This is a genomic window from Nitrosophilus labii (assembly GCF_014466985.1).
GTDB lineage: Bacteria > Campylobacterota > Campylobacteria > Campylobacterales > Nitratiruptoraceae > Nitrosophilus_A > Nitrosophilus_A labii.
Window position 1 is genome coordinate 1,347,629 of sequence record NZ_AP022826.1, and the last position, 18,436, is coordinate 1,366,064.

The 18,436-nt window shown below is 34.4% G+C and carries 22 protein-coding genes; all 22 read right to left on the reverse strand.

Annotated features, from left to right (window positions below):
• Positions 1-7: 7 nt before the first annotated feature.
• Positions 8-889 carry a type I CRISPR-associated protein Cas7 gene (locus NIL_RS06725; RefSeq protein ID WP_187647042.1) on the reverse strand — a complete coding sequence of 294 codons (882 nt, stop codon included), beginning with the start codon at positions 887-889 and terminating at the stop codon, positions 8-10.
• The gene (locus NIL_RS06730; protein ID WP_187647043.1) at positions 886-2,520 is read right to left on the reverse strand and encodes a hypothetical protein; all 1,635 of its coding nucleotides are present in this window, start codon (positions 2,518-2,520) and stop codon (positions 886-888) included. The genes NIL_RS06725 and NIL_RS06730 overlap by 4 nt, the downstream gene beginning before the upstream one ends.
• On the reverse strand, positions 2,513-3,226 hold the full coding sequence (cas6, locus tag NIL_RS06735; protein WP_187647044.1) for a CRISPR-associated endoribonuclease Cas6: 714 nt from the start codon (positions 3,224-3,226) through the stop codon (positions 2,513-2,515). Before cas6 ends, NIL_RS06730 begins: the two co-directional genes overlap by 8 nt.
• 177 nt (positions 3,227-3,403) lie before the next feature.
• A complete protein-coding gene (locus NIL_RS06740) occupies positions 3,404-4,165 on the reverse strand; it encodes a tRNA 2-thiocytidine biosynthesis TtcA family protein (protein ID WP_187647045.1) in 762 nt (253 codons plus the stop codon).
• A complete protein-coding gene (locus NIL_RS06745) occupies positions 4,165-4,854 on the reverse strand; it encodes a 5'-methylthioadenosine/adenosylhomocysteine nucleosidase (RefSeq protein WP_187647046.1) in 690 nt (229 codons plus the stop codon). Before NIL_RS06745 ends, NIL_RS06740 begins: the two co-directional genes overlap by 1 nt.
• Before the next feature lie 34 nt (positions 4,855-4,888).
• A complete protein-coding gene (gene fabD / locus NIL_RS06750; protein WP_187647047.1) occupies positions 4,889-5,818 on the reverse strand; it encodes an ACP S-malonyltransferase in 930 nt (309 codons plus the stop codon).
• Positions 5,815-6,582 carry a sigma 54-interacting transcriptional regulator gene (locus NIL_RS06755; protein WP_187647048.1) on the reverse strand — a complete coding sequence of 256 codons (768 nt, stop codon included), beginning with the start codon at positions 6,580-6,582 and terminating at the stop codon, positions 5,815-5,817. Before NIL_RS06755 ends, fabD begins: the two co-directional genes overlap by 4 nt.
• Entirely contained in the window at positions 6,545-7,051 is a 507-nt protein-coding gene (locus tag NIL_RS06760) for an FKBP-type peptidyl-prolyl cis-trans isomerase (RefSeq protein ID WP_187647049.1), read from the reverse strand. Before NIL_RS06760 ends, NIL_RS06755 begins: the two co-directional genes overlap by 38 nt.
• Before the next feature lie 83 nt (positions 7,052-7,134).
• Positions 7,135-8,052: a tetratricopeptide repeat protein gene (locus tag NIL_RS06765; RefSeq protein WP_187647050.1), complete on the reverse strand. Its 918-nt coding sequence runs from the start codon at positions 8,050-8,052 to the stop codon at positions 7,135-7,137.
• Between the two features lie 19 nt (positions 8,053-8,071).
• Positions 8,072-8,641, reverse strand: coding sequence for an OmpA family protein (locus NIL_RS06770; RefSeq protein WP_197972059.1), 570 nt, complete (start codon positions 8,639-8,641; stop codon positions 8,072-8,074).
• Positions 8,642-8,711: 70 nt separating this feature from the next.
• Positions 8,712-9,968 carry a Tol-Pal system protein TolB gene (gene tolB, locus NIL_RS06775; RefSeq protein WP_187647051.1) on the reverse strand — a complete coding sequence of 419 codons (1,257 nt, stop codon included), beginning with the start codon at positions 9,966-9,968 and terminating at the stop codon, positions 8,712-8,714.
• An 83-nt stretch (positions 9,969-10,051) separates the two neighbouring features.
• Positions 10,052-10,807: a TonB C-terminal domain-containing protein gene (locus NIL_RS06780; protein WP_187647052.1), complete on the reverse strand. Its 756-nt coding sequence runs from the start codon at positions 10,805-10,807 to the stop codon at positions 10,052-10,054.
• A complete protein-coding gene (locus NIL_RS06785; protein ID WP_187647053.1) occupies positions 10,800-11,189 on the reverse strand; it encodes a biopolymer transporter ExbD in 390 nt (129 codons plus the stop codon). Before NIL_RS06785 ends, NIL_RS06780 begins: the two co-directional genes overlap by 8 nt.
• Before the next feature lie 5 nt (positions 11,190-11,194).
• Positions 11,195-11,761, reverse strand: a complete 567-nt coding sequence (locus NIL_RS06790) for a MotA/TolQ/ExbB proton channel family protein (RefSeq protein WP_187647054.1) — start codon at positions 11,759-11,761, stop codon at positions 11,195-11,197.
• On the reverse strand, positions 11,761-12,150 hold the full coding sequence (gene atpC, locus NIL_RS06795) for an ATP synthase F1 subunit epsilon (protein ID WP_187647055.1): 390 nt from the start codon (positions 12,148-12,150) through the stop codon (positions 11,761-11,763). The genes NIL_RS06790 and atpC overlap by 1 nt, the downstream gene beginning before the upstream one ends.
• Positions 12,151-12,185: 35 nt before the next feature.
• A complete protein-coding gene (gene atpD, locus NIL_RS06800; RefSeq protein ID WP_187648609.1) occupies positions 12,186-13,589 on the reverse strand; it encodes a F0F1 ATP synthase subunit beta in 1,404 nt (467 codons plus the stop codon).
• 28 nt (positions 13,590-13,617) lie between these two features.
• A complete protein-coding gene (atpG, locus tag NIL_RS06805; protein ID WP_187647056.1) occupies positions 13,618-14,502 on the reverse strand; it encodes an ATP synthase F1 subunit gamma in 885 nt (294 codons plus the stop codon).
• A 9-nt stretch (positions 14,503-14,511) separates the two neighbouring features.
• On the reverse strand, positions 14,512-16,029 hold the full coding sequence (gene atpA / locus NIL_RS06810) for a F0F1 ATP synthase subunit alpha (protein WP_187647057.1): 1,518 nt from the start codon (positions 16,027-16,029) through the stop codon (positions 14,512-14,514).
• Positions 16,030-16,041: 12 nt separating this feature from the next.
• Positions 16,042-16,572 (reverse strand): F0F1 ATP synthase subunit delta, encoded by a 531-nt coding sequence (locus tag NIL_RS06815; RefSeq protein WP_187647058.1) that lies wholly within the window; start codon positions 16,570-16,572, stop codon positions 16,042-16,044.
• Entirely contained in the window at positions 16,573-17,088 is a 516-nt protein-coding gene (locus tag NIL_RS06820) for a F0F1 ATP synthase subunit B (protein WP_187647059.1), read from the reverse strand.
• A gap of 9 nt (positions 17,089-17,097) precedes the next feature.
• On the reverse strand, positions 17,098-17,523 hold the full coding sequence (locus NIL_RS06825; RefSeq protein WP_187647060.1) for a F0F1 ATP synthase subunit B family protein: 426 nt from the start codon (positions 17,521-17,523) through the stop codon (positions 17,098-17,100).
• Between the two features lie 67 nt (positions 17,524-17,590).
• The gene (locus NIL_RS06830; RefSeq protein ID WP_187647061.1) at positions 17,591-18,436 is read right to left on the reverse strand and encodes a ParB/RepB/Spo0J family partition protein; all 846 of its coding nucleotides are present in this window, start codon (positions 18,434-18,436) and stop codon (positions 17,591-17,593) included.

An 18,436-nucleotide genomic window follows, 5' to 3' on the forward strand; every position in this document is an offset into this window, starting at 1 on the left:
TTTAGCCTTAAAAAATACTCTTTACTTCCCATTTCGTTTTGACTTTGAGTTTATACAAATCTGCATAAACTTCCACTTTGGCTTCTTCTCCCACAAGCTCTTCGATAGTACTGAGATCTACCTCTTTTTTTTGACTATCAAACTTGATATACTCGCTTAAATCCGGTAGATATTTTTCAGTATCATACTCCACAAAAAGAGCAAATTCGTTATCGCATCCATACTTAGAATTGGTAGCAAATCTTGTGACGGCTTGCTTGGCAACTCTTTTAAACTCTGCAAAATCCTCATCTGTATAACCTGTAAAATCATCTAAAATATCTTGGTATTCATCATAGTTTTTAGGATTGATACTAAAGCCATAGAAGTAGTGCGCCTCATCTACCATGATCTTGGTGCCAAGCGTTGATTGATTGACATCCTCTCCGCTTTTTACCTTTTTACCATCGCTAAAAGGACTGAGGATATCTTGAACTTCTACATTGGTATCTTCAAACTTATTAAATCCTTGTCCTATCTGCACTGCTCCGGTTATAGAGATATTTTGCCCCTCTTCCGCAAAAGTCACCCCGAAATTTTTTATATCTGTGCAGCTAAAGAGATTTTGCAATATCTCTTTTGTAGGCGTTTTTTTGTCAAACTTACCAAATAGCTCCTCATATCTCTCTTTTAAACTCTTAGGCCTCAAAGAACCTTTGTCTTCGATATAGCTTTTAAGATACATCACCTTCCTGCCCTCATCTGCCCACATCCTCTTCATAGGATATTTCAAAGCCTTATCACTGCCAAATATCTCGCCTTCGCTTGTGGACTTGGGACGACCTGTAAAATCAGCATTCCAATTGCTCATAATAGCTCTAACGCCTATCACTCCATATGCTCGTTTCATTTCTCATCCTTTTTATAAAACATATTCTCACTCAAAATACCAATCAAAAGCTTATCTTTTCGCACTCTTTCATCCTTATCATAAGCCTCCACCAAAGCTAAAGCGCTATTGAATTTTTTGAAATTGAGAGGTATCTCATGTTTGTAGGCAAAAAAGAGCGTCTCTATCTCTTGCTTGAGCTTTTTAGCCTTGCCCGTTCGTAAAAACGGCTCGATCATATCGGCTCTTTTATCACTCTTTTTGCTTTTATCAAGCAGATATTTAATAATCTGCCCTGCTAATACAAAAAACTCCACACTTTCCAACTCATCCAAACTCTCTATCTTTTGCTCTATATTTTTTAATGTCTCTTTAATATCCATCTTTTCTCCTTCGTAAGCTGCAAGCGATAATTTGAGGTTGAGCGCATCTTTGGCCTTGTGCCACCTATCTTGTTTGAGATGATATAGTATAAAATCATCCCCATACCGCCTATTGATAGCAAGTAGTGGCTTCATCTCACCTCTTTTAAGCGATATCATCGAATCACGAGTGAGATAGATCAGGTTTTGTAGGGTGTTAGGTAGTTTGCTATACACATCGCCATAAAGGTTGTTTTCTAAATTGCCGTTATAAAAAACTTCATCTACTACTTTAAACAGTGTATAAAAATCTTTTATCTCCTCATCCTCGCTTTCACTGAGATAATCTCTTAATATAAAAGGCTTAGGGAGAAGATTTTCGTTGGTAACAATATCAAAGTCGATGATTTCTGCTTGATCGTTGCTGGAGTGTTTGGTGATATAAACTCCGCTGCTATGTCTAGAAGCTTCTTTTTGCAATAGATTGTTTTGGAATTTTAAAAAATCAAAAAGCGCTTTAAAAGTATAGATTTTATCCTTTTTTACCATAAATGGCAGGTTAAAACCTCTGGTTTTGTGCTCCAAATATGGCTTTTTGCTATTTAGCCCCATATTAAAATCACTCAGGCCGTAAATTTGGCCATCAATATTGACTACAGTCTCTATCTTGTTGTAGATTTTAAGCGCATAGTAGATTTGCGCCTCTTTCTCATATTTTCGCAAATCTTCATCGAAAAATATCTTGATATATTCACCCTCTTTGATAAGCTCTTTTTTTTGTACAATATCATCAAAAATAGCCAAAAATCTCTGTTTCTTTTGCTCTATATCTTTCTCTCTTGTGGCATCGAAGATATATTTATGAAAGCTTTTTAAAACTTCTTGCTCCTCTTTTTTTGTAAAGGATGCAAAAGTTTTGAGATTGTCATAGAGTTTGGTGACAAAGTGCTCTTTGTTTGCTTCATTGAACTCTTTTGCCTTGACAAAGAGCGTGAGGTAGTTGTTGTTATGGATCTTCTTTTTTGGAGGATCAATGGCCTTGTTGGAGTTGAGATAGACGCTTACATAATCCCTTCTTGCAAACCACTCATATTCGCTCGCTCTGATATTTCCCTCTAAGTCTTTAAGTCCTATCTCTTTAGAAGACTCTTTGTCTCTTGGCTTTTTGTAGATAAAATACTCTACTCTCTCTTGGCCAATACGCACATAGAGCCCATCTTTGAGCTGGTAATTATCGATAATCGCTTTTTGAAAATCGATATCGAAATTATCTAAAATATCTTTAATCATCCCTCGCCCTTACTACCATTCCAAAACCTAAAGGATTTTTCTCTAATATTCCTACACCGAAACTAAGTCTTGCCAATTTTTGACTAACTTCATCACTATTAAAACCGATTTGAAATCTATTGGCAAAGATCTTTCCGCCTTTATAGTTAAAAACTAGCGGCTTTTGGTTCACTACCTTAAAAAAGCCGACCATATCACTAGGGGCTTTTACGCTTTTTTTAAAAAACTCGATATACTTCTTTTCAAGGTTATCCACAATTCGTTTTTGAAGTAAAAGCGGGTCATCCTCAATAGTCCAGTATCTAATCTTTCCATTTTGATCCGTTATGGTTAAAACAGCCGGGGTGATTGTATATATTTTATCGATATAGCTTAGTTTTAACTCTCTAGATTTAAAACCTTCAATATCAAAATCAAGATTTGTAGTTTTTTTAGAAGCTTTATAAAACTCGCCAACTACCGCCTCTTCTATAGTTCTAAGCGTTAGAGTGTAGATAGCATCTTGTTTATAAACTTTCTCTTTTTTATTTACCGGATATAAACTACCTACAACGTAAGGTTTAAAACCTCTCTTTTCGTGTAGGGCTCTTAATATAGTGGAGTTGTAAAATATATAATTTACATTTTTAGAAACAAAGTTTATATAATCTTTAAAGGGGAGATCTTTTTTCAGGCGAATTTTTATTTTCAGCTCATGTATTTGCATATTTTCTACCGTTATATAGAGATAATTTATTTTAATAATTAGACTTTTAAAGATATATTAAACTAATAACAAAAATAAAAATATTTGAAGATATGAAACGTGATAGGATTTTTTAATATTTAGTCAAACTTACATTTATGGAAGAGCACATAGTGGTAGAAGATTTAAAAAGTTTTTTTAGAGTTTAAATCTTGTTTTGTCAAAAAACGTATCGTCGTGAATGTGTCTAAAGGAAGCTTTGATATATTTCATAACGTCGGGAAATCTCTTTTCCAAATCTGCCACAAACTCTTTCATATTTTCCCTAACATAAGGCTCTTTTATATCAAACCTCATCGCAGGGCACATCTCGTCTCCGATCGCGAAAAAGTTATTTCTCTCCACAAAACCTCTTAGCTGTCGCTCTCTAACTTCTATCAATGGCCTTATAACATACAATCCTCTTTCCGTTTTGTAAATAGGCGGCATACTTCTCATCGCACCGTTATAAAACATATTCATAAAAAAACTCTCTACGGCATCGTCAAGATGATGTCCAAGAGCCAACTTGTTAAAACCGTTGTTTAGAGCGTACGTATAAAGAGCGCCTCTTCTCATCCTTGAAAAAAAGCTGCAGTACGAAGAGTTTTTTCTTATTTTCTCTTTTGCTATATCAAAAATCTCAGTCTCGTAAACCTCATAATCTATACCAAACTCTTCGCAATGCTTTTTTAAATGTTCATAATTTTCCCCCATACCGTAACTGACGGTAACCGCTTTAAAGTAGAAGTTATAAGGAGCTACTCTTTGTATATGTTTTAACGCATGTATTAACGTTAGAGAATCTTTTCCGCCGCTTAAACCGACTAAGACTCTATCTCCATCTTTTAAAAGTTCAAACTCAAAGTTTGTTTTTGCTATCTGTTTGATTAACTTTTTAGTAAATTCCGCTCTTTTCATCATACCATTTTATCAAGCATAGAGATTATAAAATCTGCACTTATTTTTGAAGAACTCTCTAAAAACTTATCAAAATCAAACCCTGCATCCATATCAGCCGCATCACTAATTGCTCTAAGTATAAAAAATGGAACGTCAAAGGCATCGCAAACAACGGCAACAGCTGCTCCTTCCATCTCCAAAGCGTCGGCACCGAAGGTTTTTTTGATCCACTCTTTTCTCTCTAAGTTCGCTATAAACTGATCTCCTGTAGCTATAACTCCCTCTTTTAACAAGATATTTTTCTCTTTTGCCACCTCTTTAGCCAAAAAGAGAAGCTCGGCATCACTCTGGATAAAAACTTTACCCTCAGGTACAAAACCGTATGGATGGCCAAAAGCGGTTATGTCGAGGTCGTGCTGACAAAGCTTGGTTGCCGCTATTAGATCTCCTATTTTTAGCTCATCGTTAATAGCTCCTGCAACTCCACTAAAAAGAAGCTTTTGAGCTTTGAAATGCTGGATCATAACCGAAGCGGTTAAAGAGGCAAAAACTTTCCCTATTTTACTATAGGCGATAACAACTTCCAATCCTTTATATTTTGCCTCATAATATCTATTGTTTGCCACTTCAAAAGATTTTATATCTTTCATATAGGATAGTAACGGTTCTATCTCTTCCGGCATTGCTCCCATAATAGCTATTTTCATCTTAACTCCCAATCTTAATCGATATCGATATTAATTATCCTTCAAGCTCTTTTATAGCCTTTTCCATACTCTTCATATCAGTTACGCTTAGGGTAGGAACTTTAGTTAACCTTCTATTTAGCCCTTTTAAAACCGTGCCGCCAAACTCTAAAAAAGTGTCTGCTTCACTCTCTACATTTTTGATAGATTGTTTATATAAAACAGGTTCTACAAGTTGTCTATCAAGCAAAGAAAGAGCTTCATCTTTACTAGAGTACGGTTTTGCGGTTACGTTTGAGACGACGGGGGATATGAAGTTATCTTTTAAAAATCTATCCAAATATTCTTTTAAAGGCGCTCTTGCACTATCTAACAACGGACAGTGGCTAGCTACCGACATATTTAAAAGAACTGTTTTTCTAGAGCCGGCTTCTTTAAGTTTAGGCTCTATTGAAACTATATCCTCTTTTATACCGGCTAATACTATCTGACCTTCACTATTATAATTTGCCGGCCATACCTTTTTTCCCTCTTCCCTTGCCTCTTTGCAAATCTCTTCAACTTTTTCGTCATCTAGACCCAAAACCGCCAACATTGCAGCCTCTACTCCTTTTGAAGCCTGCTGCATAAATTTCCCTCTATTGTGAACGAGCTCAACCGCGTCTAAAACATCAAGTGCATCGACACTTGCTAATGCGCTAAACTCTCCCAAAGAGTGACCTAAAGAGTATTTAGGCTTTATCTCTACGGAAGAAGAGAAAATCTTTTGAGCAATCAAACTAACAAGCAGTATTGCCGGCTGAGTAAAATCGGTTTGAGATAGTTTATCATTCTCTTCAAACATCAACTTTTTAAAATCTATTTTTAGTCTATCGCTTGACTCTTCAATCAAATCTTTTGCTAGTTTACTATTTTCGTAAAAATCTTTTCCCATTCCGAAACTTTGGCTTCCTTGTCCCGGAAAAAGAAAAATAACGTTTTTCATAACTTCTCCTCATAATCTTTAATCTTTTTTCTAAGAGTATTTCTGTTTAGCCCGAACATTTGAGCCATTTTAAGCTGACTTTTAAATTTTTTAAAACCGGCTTTGATCAAAGGAAGCTCATAAAGATATAAAAACTCTTTATAGTCGTTTTTCGTACCGATCTTTTCGAAAAGAAATTTTTCTATACACTCCATGATCTGATTATCTTCGATATTTTTAATAAAATAGTTGAAAAAAATAGATTTCTTAATCGAATCTCCGTTTTCACTCAAATCAAACTCAATAGATGTTAAATCCATTTCTATTTCTTCAGAAAACACCTCTTGAGCCTCTTGCAAAAACTTTTTTGCCAAAGGCAAAATATCCTCTTTTCTTTCACTCAAAGGCGGCAGATAGATTTTTATAGGAAAAATTCGATCAATAATTTCACTTTTTGTCGTTTGATTTGATGTAGCGATAATTTTACTTTTTTTTGAGATAGAATCTAAAAAATGGAGATTTTTACACTGATCGATATTTAATATTATTACGTCGCTACTTTTTTCACTTATTTTATCGATTTCATTTAAATCTTTTTTGATTATTGAAGCTTTTGGAGAGATATATCTGGCTAATGTCTCTTTACCTGAGCCTTTAGGCCCTTCTATCAAGACATTGATATTTAAACTTTTTAATATATTTGCAGATTTGAGAGCCTCTTTTGAGGCCCTCGAATAAGCTATAAAATTAGCAACAGCCACCTGTACCACATCCGCAAGACTCATTAGGATCAATAACCTGTCCAGTCATCGCCTCTTCCGGAGTCGCTTCTCTTATACCGATAATTTTTACTGTAAAAAGAAGATCTTTTCCGGCTAATGGATGGTTAAAATCTATCACAACCTCTTTATCATTGAAAGATTTTACTGTAACTTGAACTGTTTCACCATTTTCGCCCTGACCATAAAGAGTCATTCCTTCTTGCAAATCTATCCCTGCAAACTGCTCTATTGGAAGAGTTTGTACCGCATTTTCATCTTTTTGTCCATAAGCCTCTTCCGCTTTAACTAATACATCAGCCTCTTCATTTTCGTTCATCTCTTTGATCTTACTCTCAAGACCTGGAATGATTTGTCCCTTTCCAGTAATGAACTGTAAAGGTTTTTGCCCTCTGTTTGAGTCTATTATCTCGTTCGTAGTCGCATCTCTTACTTCATATTCCATAGATACAACTTTGTTATCTGCAATTGCCATTCGTAACCTTTCTTTTCTTTAGTTTAGACTTTTGATTTTATCAAAAATTTCTTGCAATAAAATTAATTTAATATTTTAGACTTTTATTGCAATTTTTTTAAATTATTTTTCGCTATTTTTGCAGCTTTAGTTTTAGGAAACTTTTTAATCAAATTTTCATAAAAGATTTTAGCTTGCTTTTTTTCTCCCAACTTTTCTAAAGATACTGCTGTATGTAGCATCAAAGTAGGCATAAACGAAGATTTTGAATAAAGCGAAGCACTTTTTTTATAATACTTCACAGCGCAATCATACCTCTTTTGATAAAAACAAATCTCGCCGATATAGTAAGAAGAGGTAGCAGGTTTATAATGTTTTTTGATAGAAACCTCAAAATACTCTTTAGCTAAGTCATACTTTTTTTCCCTAAAAAGCCTCTTTGCTTCTTTAAATACGTAGGCTCCACTTTTGGACATCAAAGAGTTTTTTTGTTGCAATTTTTTTATAGAGGTTATTTTTTTATCTATATATGAGTATATACCATCCATCTCTTTTTTAAACTCTTCTTTGCTAATATATGAGTTATTGATGTTGTCTATTAAAGAGGTTAACTCTTTTAAGACACTCTTTATCTGCTCATAATTCTCTTTTTGCAAAGTCACTGTTTTGTTTAAATCCTCACTTAAACTCTTTATCTCGTTTTGAAGTTCATCTTTATCGGACTCTTTATCTTTAAGAAACTTTTCAAACTTCAATCTTAAATTGTTTAGATTCGTATCGACGCCTTCAACTATACTTCTTAATCCTTCAACTTTCTCTTCTAATTCTTGTATCTTTGAAGAATTTACAATGCTCTCTTTTTTAAGTCTCTCTATCTCTTTTTTGTTTTGAAGTATATATTTTTCAGTAGTAGTTAGACCATAGGGAGTTGGGCTATCTAAATTTCCAGCTTCAAAAGCGGATGGTTCATTCGCAAACAGAGAGAGGGAAAAAAGAAGAGATATAATGATATTTTTTTTCATTTTCTTCCCTCATTCACAATTAAGGCAAAAGCGTAAATTCAACTCTTCTGTTTTTTTGCCAGCAAGCTCTGTTATGTTCCGTACATACAGGATTGCTTTCTCCGTAACTAATCAATGTCATTCTATCTTTCTCAATACCTCTAGCAGCAAGCGCATCTCTTACGGTTTTTGCTCTTTTAAGACCTAAAGCATAATTGTATTCGTCGGTTCCCCACTCGTCACAGTTTCCTTCAATTCTTATTTTAAACTCTTTGGCATCCTCACGACTAAAAAGCTTTGCATCAAAATCAACGTTTTCAACCTGATCAGCTCTTATATTGTATTTATCAAAATCAAAATAGATCTTTTTAGCTTCAGACTCTACAGCTTTCATCTTTTGTATTTTTATCTCTTGTTCACTCAAAGTCTCTAACGTTCCGCTCTCTGGAGACACTTCTGAAATACCTTCTCCTTCAGTCACAGTAGTTGCCTGCTCTTCTTGAACCTGCTGAGTCTGCTCTGTTGGCGTTTCTATCTCTACACTTTTTTTTGCACAACCTCCAAAAATCAAAGCAGCCGCAAATAAACCGATCATTAAACTATTTCTCATTATTTCTCCTTCTCAAAAAACTTTTTTTTATTTTACCACTATTTTTCTTAAGTACACCTCTACCTCATCCTTACCAATCTATAGATTGGATTTTACCCACTTTTAAAGGATATAGATAACTTTTATTATAGTTTAGTCTAATTATACCGAGAGCACTTTGATTTTTTAGATGTTTTATGTAAAGTATCGTTTCTCCATCTACGGAAAATCTAGGAAACTGATTGACTCCGGTAGCCGTTAACCTTCTTATATAATCGCTTTTAGTCGAAATCAAATATAGATTGAAAATATTTTTTCCAAACTCATTGTCCGTTTCCCTACTTGAATATACGATATAGTGTCCATATGCCGAACAAGAACTGTTATTTTTTCCGTGATACACAAGTCTTTCAACGGCGCTTCCCTCTATCGATTTTGCAAAAATGTTTGGATATCCCAACCTATCAGATATAAAAACAACTCTTTTGTCGTTTTCTATAAAGTTTCCATTAACATCAATCCCAGGATATCTTGTCACTCTTTTTAATCTTTTCGTTCTCAAATCGTAAATATAAATATCCGGTTGATAGCTAGGCGCCATAGTAACAAGAAGTTTTTTCCCGTCTTTACTAACATCGGAACATACTATCATACCTTCACTAGAGAGAATCTTTTTTCTCTCGCCTGTATATAGATTTACTCTGTATAGAGTCGGTTTTCTCTCGTAAGCCGTATAATAAAAAGTTCTTTGGTTTTTATCACCCCATTTAGGAAAGACATTTAGTCCACCCTTAATAATCGTTTTTTGATACGTTAAAGTATAGTCGCTCACAACAATTTCTGCATTTTTAGCGGAAGTATATTTTGAAAAGATCACAAATCTTCTCATCCAATCGACTGGTGGAGCGCCTATGTAATCATTGATATCACATGCTATTTTATGTGCTAAAAAGGGATATCTTTTGATATCGTTAATTTTATATGTTTTCTGAAAGGCTATCTCTGAAGTTTTAATATTAAAAAGTTTAACTCTAGACAATAAACTTCCATAATCATCAAAAGTAAGTTCAAATCTAACTATCAAATCGTTATTTGGATATTTAGAAAAATCAAAAGATGTATCAAATATAGCTGTTCTATAACTCTCATCCACATTAAAATGAGAAGTTACCTTCAAATCGGCTACTAAAAGTTTGAAAAACTTTTTGTTAATAGAATCGCTAAAAATCGCTGAAGCGTCTTCAACACTAATTAGAGGTTTTTTTTCTACCTCTTTGATTATTTCCATTGTTAAATCTTTTGAAAAAAGAGCGATAGAAAAAAATATCAGTAGTAAGATTCTTACCATTTCGTACCTTTCTTTATGGTTGATGGAGATTAAGTTCAAAAAAAATATATTAACAAATCAAGTAAAAGTATTATATATTAATTTTACTCTTTTGCTTCAAAAAATACCGTTATCTCTTTTTTTCCCTCTTTTGGTTGAGGAAATTTTTTAGTTTTTAAATATTCTAGATATTCTACCAATTCTTTGTTAAAAGTTTCACTACTTGAAAAAAATATAATATTATAATCAAAATTGCCATTAAAATCGATTTTTATCATTACTTTGGCTCTATTGCCGGCGCTCTCTTGCGAAGGAAGCCAATATTTATATAATATTTCATATATTTTAGATAGATAAGGATCATCTTCGCCATTCACAGCTTCTATATTGGACTTTGCTAAAACACGGCTAACGTCTTTTATGTTCATTTTTTTCAAGATCTCTTGCGCTGATTCAGTTCTTCTGATATTTTGACCTTTAAACCTGCTAGGCGGAGTAGAACTTTTTTTGGTAGATTTTACTATCTTTTTTTTACTCTTCTTTGGTGTTTTAATCGTGGAAAAAAGTTTTGCAATATCCACTTCATCTTTAGGACTTTTAGAACCAACTCTTTTTTTTACTTTTTGTTTTTTATTTTTTACCGGTTTTTCACTCTTTTTTATCTTATCTTTTTTCTGTTCTATAATCTTTTTAAATTTTGGCGCCTCTACAAGTGATACCTCTACACTTTTTTGTTTAATAGTAAATTTCTTTAACGTTTCTTGAGTTTTAAGAAAATATAACAAAACAGCTAAAAAAACAGCAATATAAATAGCAATAGATACGGCACCTGAAATTAAAAAAAGCTTTTTGTTATCCATCTGTTACCAAAGACACCTTAGCAAAGCCGGCTTCTTTCACGGTTTTTAAAACAAACATAACATCACCGTAAGACAAAGATTTGTCTGCTCTGATATAAACGGGAGATTTTTTATCATATTTTGAAGCTATTAATATAAAATTATCTGCAAAATTGTTAAAATTGAATCTATCTTTCTTAAGATAAATAATCTTTTTTTTATCTACTCTGATCTCTAAGGACTCACTTTTTTGAAGAACCTTAGTTTTTGAGCCTTTAGGAAGCTCTATAAGTTCTTCATAAATTAACGCAGGAGTAGTAACCATCAGTATAGCAAGCATTACTAGCATCACATCAACTAAAGGAGTAATATTTAAATCCGGTTTTTCTTCCCAGTTAAACATATTACCTACTTTGAAAGTAACAGATCACTTTGCATCTGTATATAAGAGATTAGTTCGAAACCTTTTCTTTTTAAAAATAGATGATATGAATAAGCAAATATTGCTACAAATATACCTGCCGCCGTAGCAACTAAAGCTTCACCTATCGCGGGTGCGATTACACCAATAGATGCCTTTGAAGTACCAAGCATGGAAAAAGCTTCCAAAATAGATATAACCGTACCAAATAATCCTATAAAAGGAGAGGTTGATGCAGCTACTGATAGAAAAGTCAATCCTTTAGTAGCCTCTTTTGTAGCGGCAAATTTACAAAAATCGGCAAGTTCTTTACCCTCTTTGCCTATCTCTTTAAAACATTTTGAGAGAACTGAATCGGGAGAGGGTTTCTTTGCACCCATCATTAACGATTTTAGTGATATATCCTCGTGCTTAATCCATTTTTTTAATGAAAAATATCTATATATAAAGACCCAGTTAATAATGATAAAATACAACGATAGCAGAACTAGTACTGCTATCGTGATAGAGCTACTTCTAGAGAGATAATCTAAAAAAACATCTATAGTATTCATTAAAGATTCTTAGCTGCTTTTTCAATTCTCGCTTCTACAGTAGCTAAAGCTGCTTTATTTTCGCTAGCTTTTTCAACTAATTCTTTGGCCTCTTGTATCGCTTTTGCGATTTCACTTTCAGTATCGCCCGCTAACGCTACGGCGCTATCAACTAACACTGTAGCTTTATTTTCGTCAACTTTTACATGACCCCAGTTTATAACAATAGACTCTTTTTTCCCGTCTGCTTTTTCAAACTCGATAACTCCGGGCTTTAAAAGAGAAAGTAGTGAAGCATGTTTTGGCAATACTCCAAATTCACCCTCTTCACCTGGAAAAGTAACATTTTTTACGTCCCCGTCAAAGATTTGTCCTTGAGGAGTGACGATTTCTAATTTTAATGTTTCCATTAAAATCCTTTATAAAAGCAAAGCAGGAGCTTTGCTTAAGATTTTGCTTTTAATTTTTCAGCTTTTTCAAGAGCTTCGTCAATATTTCCTACCATATAAAATGCGTTTTCAGGAATATCGTCATATTTACCTTCAAGAAGACCCTTGAATCCTTCTATAGTCTCTTCTAAAGTAACATATTTTCCAGGTGCGCCTGTAAATACTTCAGCAACGAAGAATGGTTGAGATAGGAATCTCTCTATCTTTCTCGCTCTTTCAACAATTAGTTTATCCTCTTCACTAAGTTCATCCATACCCAAAATAGCAATAATATCTTGAAGATCTTTATATTTTTGAAGCACAGCTTGTACGCCACGAGCCACTTTATAGTGCTCTTCACCGATAATATTTGGATCAAGCATTCTTGAAGTTGAATCTAGCGGGTCAACTGCAGGATATATACCTTTTTCAGCAATTCTTCTGTTAAGAACAGTTGTCGCATCAAGGTGTGCGAAAACTGAAGCTGGAGCAGGGTCAGTTAGGTCGTCCGCAGGAACGTATACCGCTTGTACTGATGTAATAGAACCTTTTTTAGTAGATGTAATTCTCTCTTGTAGTTTACCCATCTCACTAGCAAGTGTAGGCTGATAACCAACCGCAGAAGGAATACGTCCTAAAAGTGCAGACATCTCAGCACCTGCCTGAGCAAATCTAAATATATTATCGATAAACATCAAAACGTCAAGTCCCATCTCATCTCTAAAATATTCAGCCATTGTAAGACCAGTAAGCGCAATTCTGTTTCTAGCACCTGGAGGCTCGTTCATCTGTCCGTAGCATAGTGCAACTTTATCTAAAACGTTTGATTCTTTCATTTCATTGTATAGGTCGTTACCTTCTCTGGTTCTTTCACCAACACCGGCAAAAACAGAGTAACCTGAGTGTTTAAACGCAACGTTGTGAATAAGCTCCATTATAATAACTGTCTTACCAACGCCGGCACCGCCAAATAGACCTACTTTACCACCTTTTGCATAAGGTGCAAGCAAGTCAACAACTTTAATACCTGTTTCGAAAATCTCTTGCTTTGTACTTTGATCTTCAAATGCAGGTGCACTTCTGTGAATAGACCAGTAAGTTTTTGCTTTTAAAGGTTCACCCTCATCTATAGTCTCGCCTGTAACGTTGAAGATCCTACCAAGAACTTCTTCGCCGACAGGAACTTTGATAGGTCCGCCAGTTGCTTCCACCTCAAGTCCTCTAACAAGACCTTCGGTCATATCCATAGCAATAGTTCTTACTCTGTTATCACCTAAGTGAGCAGCAACTTCCAATACCAGTTTTTTTTCTTCGCCTTCTACGTTAAAACTAACGTTTAATGCTTCGTTAATTGCCGGTAGATATGATTCAAAATCAACATCAACAACCGGTCCCATAACCTGAACGATTTTTCCTTTCATTTCAGACATTCATATCTCCTTAGATTTCTTATTTCATTGCTTCCATACCGCTGATTATCTCTATCAGCTCGGTAGTAATCGATTCTTGTCTTGCTTTATTGTATGAAATTGTCAACTGTTCGACCATCTCTTTAGCGTTATTGGTTGCAGCATCCATTGCCTGCATTCTAGCGCTGTGCTCAGCTGCTAAAGAGTCAATCAAAGAGTAATACATGTTATACTCTAGATATTTTTTGATTAAAGAATCAAGAACTTTTTCACCATCTTCTGGTTCAAGCTCCATCATAGAGTTTGACTCTTTCATCTCTATTTTTGAGATGTCTATAGGCAGGATGTGATCAACTTTCAACTCTTGTACAATCATTGTTTTATATCCGTTATGAACCAGGATAATACCGTCTGTTTCACCCTTTAAATATGCGTCAACCGAAACAGAGATAAATTCGGCTGCCTGCTTATAGTCTGGTGAAGCACTGAGCCCGACTACTTTGTCGTGAAGTTCTATTCCTTGAAATTGGAAATATTCTATACCTTTTTTCCCAATAGCTCTTAGTCTTATCTTTACTTTTTTGTTTTCATACTCTTCGATCAAATTTTTAACTGCTTTTATAGTCTGATAGTTAAATCCGCCACATAAACCTTTGTCAGCGGTTATAAAAATAATATCAATTACCGCAGGCAGTTCTATCTCTTCAAAATATCTTCCCTGTATGCCGCCTACTTTATATTTATGTATAGAATAACTTATCTCCGCTAAAGTATCATTTATGGCGTTAGCAAAGGCTCTAGAGCGTTTTGCTAGTTCCTCTGTTCTTCTAAGCTTTGCAGTGGAGACTAGCTTCATTGCTCTAGTTGTTTTTTGAGTATTTTTAACACTCGTAATTTTTCTTTTTATATCTTTTAAGTTTGCCATTTGGTATCCTTATTCGGCGCTGAATGTTGCCTTGAACTCTACTATTGCCTTATTCATTAACTCTTTTAGCTCATCATCAAGAGCTTTTTTTGTTCTTATCTGTTCAAAAATCTGTGGATATTTAGCCTCTACAAAAGGATACAATTCAGATTCAAATTTGGTTACTTTTTCTACAGGAATATCATCTAAATAACCGTTAGCGCCAGCATATATGATAAGTATCTGTTTTTCAACCGCAAGTGGCGAATAAGGTGGCTGCTTAAGTACTTCAACCATTCTTTGTCCACGCTCAAGCTGCTTTCTACTTGCTTCATCCAAATCTGAAGCAAACTGAGCAAAGGCTTGAAGTTCTCTGTACTGTGCAAGGTCTAATCTTAGAGTTCCAGACACTTGTTTCATAGCTTTTATCTGAGCGGCACCACCAACTCTTGATACCGATATACCAACGTTAATAGCTGGTCTAATACCCGCATTGAACAGATCAGACTCCAAGAAAATCTGACCATCCGTGATTGAAATAACGTTAGTAGGAATATATGCTGAAACGTCTCCAGCTTGAGTTTCGATTATAGGTAGAGCCGTCAAACTACCAGCACCTAAATCATCACTTAGTTTAGCGGCTCTCTCAAGAAGTCTAGAGTGAATATAGAAAACATCTCCAGGATATGCTTCCCTACCAGGAGGTCTTCTTAAAATCAAACTCATCTCTCTGTATGCAACAGCATGTTTTGATAGATCATCATAAATAATCAAAGCGTGTCTTCCGTTATCTCTAAAATACTCACCGATTGTTACTCCGGTATATGGCGCCAAAAATTGTAAAGTTGATGAATCGGAAGCAGAAGCGTTAACAACTATTGTGTAATCCATTGCGCCATGTTCTTCAAGTTTTCTAACAACTTGGGCTACAGTTGACTGCTTTTGGCCTATTGCTACATAGATACAGATAACATCTTGCCCTTTTTGGTTAATAATAGTATCTATAGCAACAGTAGTTTTACCGGTTTGTCTGTCACCGATAATAAGCTCCCTTTGACCTCTACCGATTGGAACTAGTGCATCGATTGCTTTGATACCAGTTTGCAACGGCTCATGAACAGATTTTCTTGCCATAATGCCAGGAGCTTTTTCTTCAACAAATCTAAACTCTGTAGCTTCTATCGGACCTTTTCCGTCAATAGGCTCTCCAAGAGGGTTAATAACTCTTCCTATCAACGAATCACCTACTGGAGTTCTAAGAAGTTTACCTAACCTCTTAACGCTCATCCCTTCTCTAATACCTTCACCCTTACCAAGGACAACCACACCTACTGATGACTCCTCTAAGTTAGCAGCCATACCTTTTTCGCCATTTTCAAACTCAAGCATTTCACCTGCCATTACGTTGTTCAGGCCGTAAACTTTTGCTATTCCGTCGGCGAAAGAGATAACTTTTCCAGTCTCTTCAATGTCGATTTTTATCTCAAAATCTTCAATTCTCTCTTTAATGATAGAGCTAATCTCATCCGCTTGCAATTTATGTGCCACTTTTTCTCCTTTCTATATTGCTTTTAGTATATGTTCTATTATCTGATTTTTAATCCTAGATCTTGAAAAACTTATCTCTATACCTAGGCTCTCAACCTCTACTTTTATACCATCAAATTTATGAGGTACTTTGTGTAAAACAATTTTTGAGCCTACTCTTTTACTTAAAGTGTTTTCAATCTCTTTTAACTCTTTGTCACTTAAGTCAAACTCCGAATAAACCTTTCCTTCAAATTTGTTTTCAACAAAATAGAGTTGTTTTGTTAACTCATCAGAAATTTGAGGAATTAAGTAGACTCTTTTTTTCTCAGCAAGAAGTTTTAAAAAATTTACAAATTTTTTATCTGCATCTTTTAAAGAGTCTATTAGAAGTTCGCCTTTTTTTGTTTCATCAATTTCGGGTGAGAGTAGTATTTTTCTTACATCTTTATCTGCAAAGGCCTTACTTAACTGTTCAAGATATTTACTATATTTTTCCAATTCCTTTTTAGAGGAACTCTCAACTAATGCTTTTACATATCTTTTCGATACCAACTCTACCATTTATGCAACCTTTTTCACTATAAGATTAACGAACTCTTTTTCGTTGATAACAATATTTTTATCTTCAAATGTCTCTTCAAGAATCTTTTGCACAACTTCTCTCACCATTTTTCTCTCTTCAAGTTCGCAGTTTTCATTGAAGATTTTCTCAAGTAGTTTTAGCTCTTCTTCAAGATCGTTTTTAATCTTTTCGCTTAAAAGCATACTCTCTTTTTTAGCGGTTTCTACGATCTCTGCAGCTAATTTCTTAGCATTTTCAAGCTCTTTTTCAGCTCTCTCTTTTTCCTCTTTAGTCTCTTTGAGCTGTGCTTGAACACTCTCTAGTTTCGCTGCTATAGATTCACTTCTGTCTTTGAAGAAGTTTTTAACTCTATCAGCCAAGAGATAATAGATAATAGCAACAAAAATCAAAAAGTTTACGGTTCTCGGCAATATATCCGTAGCACCGCCGCCACTTTCACTTGCAAAAGCGATTGTCCCAAGAGCTAGCACTAAAAACAGTAATTTTGCTTTCACCTTTACTCCTTATTGTAATTTACTAAATTTTGCCTTTAGAGCCTCTCTGAATAGCGGCGCTTGTGAAAGAAGAACTCCTTTAAGCTCCTCCTCTTCACTTTTTAACTTCTCTTTAAACTTTTCATACTCAGAAGCTAGTTGAGCTTTTTTCTCATCTAGTTTCTTTTGAGCAAATTCCTTTGCTTCGTTTACAGCTTCCGCTTTAATCGTAGCTGCTTCAACTTTAGCTTTTGCTATAATCTCTTGAGCCTCTTTTAAAAGCTCTTCTGAACCGCTGCTATTCTCTTTGGCCTTTTCCATGTCTCTTCTTATGCTCTCATCTCTTGCCGTCATAAAACCAAGAAGAGGTTTGTATAGCCATCTGTTTAAGACTGCAATGAGAATAAAAAAGACAACAGCAGTAAAAACCACCAGCCCAAAACTAATATTTAGCATATATTCTCCTTTGTCCCTTTCAAATTGATTGAAATTTTATCATATTAAATTATATATTTTTATTAAACTAATAGTTTTTTCTTAAAAAACTTTGCAAAAAGTAACTTATTTGGTCACTATTTTTAAACACAATTGTTAATTTATTATCTTTGATTTTGTATGAAAGTCCACTGTTTTTCATAGCTTTAGAAATTTCACTTAAGTCTAATCTATCGTTTTTTTCTATTCTATTTTCTCTTCTTTTCTCTTTTCTAACAATATTTTCAACTTCTCTAACGCTTAGTTTTTGGCCGATGATTGAGTCTACTAAAATTTTTTGTTTTTCCTCATCAAGATTTACTAGAACTTTAGCATGTCCCGTAGTAATTTTCTTATCTTTTAAAGCATTCTGAGCATATTTAGACAATGAAAGAAGTCTTAAAGTGTTAGTTATATGTGTCCTACTTTTGTGAACAATATTTGAAAGCTCTTCATGAGTAATTCCATAATCTTCAATTAGCGCTTTATATGAGAGTGCTAAATCGATTGGATCTAAATCCTCTCTTTGAATATTTTCTATAAGCGCTAATTCTCTATATTTATCCTCTTCTATATCGACAATAACAGCTCTAATTTTCTCTAAACCAGCTATTTTTGAGGCTCTGAGTCTTCTTTCACCGGCAATTAGCATAAAACCGTCTATATCTTCTATAACTACAATAGGTTGCAAAAGACCATGTTTTTTGATAGATTCTGCTAACTCTTTTAAACTCTTTTCATCAAATGTTTTTCTTGGCTGATAAGGATTAACTCTTATGGTATCTATGTCTAATTCTAATATCTTATTTTCATCAATATCAATCTCTTTTTCATACGCTTCGGTAACTTCGCTAAGAATAGCTCCGAGCCCTCTTCCTAAATTCTTTTTTCCCAT